Source organism: Bacillus sp. JJ1127, from assembly GCF_036965845.1.
Classification (GTDB): domain Bacteria; phylum Bacillota; class Bacilli; order Bacillales; family Bacillaceae_G; genus Bacillus_A.
Genome location: NZ_JBALQK010000218.1, coordinates 1,492 through 2,890 on the forward strand (window position 1 = coordinate 1,492; position 1,399 = coordinate 2,890).

Genomic DNA, 1,399 nt, shown 5'->3' on the forward strand with positions numbered 1-1,399 from the left:
ACTGCAATAAGCTGTGTTAATCCTAAATTTGATACGAATAAACTAAATACACATACCACGGTTACAATTGTTTTATGTGAAAATTTCGGAAACAGATTTGTAAAGAATCCTGCACATGCAGATGTTAGTCCCACTGAAGTTGTTAAACATGCAAGTGTAATAACAATCCCTAACAGTATTTTACCACTTGTTCCATATAACTCATTTACAACTTTCGTTAAAATAAGACCTCCATTATCCGAAACACCAAGTGAGGTACTTGTTGAACCAAGATAAGCAAGTGATAAATAAATTAACGTTAAGCCTAATACGGCTATAATTCCAGATACAATTGTTGTTTTCGCAACTTGTCCACTTTCTTTTATCCCTTTTGAACGAATAACTTGTACAACAACGATTCCAAATACAAGAGCACTAATAGCATCCATCGTTAAATATCCTTGAATAAATCCGCCAAAAAATGCATTATCTTTATACGCATCTAACGGCGCAGCCGGTACTCCAATTGGATCAATAATTGCTTTCCCAACAATTATAGCAACAATTAATACTAATAATGGAGTAAGAAACTTCCCAAACCAATCAATTAATTTAGATGGATTTAATGATAAGTACCAAGTAACACCAAAGAAAACTGCTGTGTAAAGAAACAGCATGTACCATTCTGACACCAACGCTTCTGATAGAAATGGCTTCATTCCCATTTCAAATGAAACTGCTCCTGTACGCGGAATTGCAAAGAATGGTCCAATTGCTAAATAACTAATAAGTGGAAAAACAAACGCAAATATAGGATGTACTCTAGAAGATAACGCTTTCAAGTCTCCCTCTACAAAAGCTACAGCGGTTACTGCTAATAGAGGAAGTCCGACTCCTGTCACAAGGAATCCAATTGTGGCAATCCAAACATTTTCACCTGCTTGTTGACCTAATACTGGTGGGAAAATTAAATTTCCTGCTCCTAAAAATAATGCAAATAACATTAAACCAATCGCTAGCGTATCTCCTGGCCTTAATCGTTCCTTCATCTCTTTATTTTGCATAGCATGTTCTTTATCATTTCTTTCTCTTTCACAATATGCTATGCTCCTCCTCTCTGCTCATAATGATAAAATATGCCCTCAAAAGACAATATTTTTCTCCATTTTCCTGTTTCTTACCCTGATAAATAAATTGTTTTTTCTGAATTTTAAAAGTATTGGAGTGTTATAACTTGGGGTTAATAGGTCAGACCTCTTTACTTTTGTCACACATATAGTAACACATTTAGTTGAAAAATAGAAACATATTTTTTATATGGAATTTTCCGAAAAATCAAATAGTATGTACGTATCTTTCATTTTATTCTTTTGCAAAAATATTTCTAAAGAATAATCCCACATCTTTATTCCGTTATTCT

General features: G+C 33.6%; 1 protein-coding gene. It reads right to left on the reverse strand.

Annotation, left to right across the window (positions count from 1 at the left end):
• Positions 1-1,028: branched-chain amino acid transport system II carrier protein BrnQ4 (gene brnQ4, locus V7183_RS19735; RefSeq protein ID WP_335360564.1), on the reverse strand; the 1,028-nt coding region annotated here is incomplete at its 3' end.
• Between the last annotated feature and the right edge of the window lie 371 nt (positions 1,029-1,399).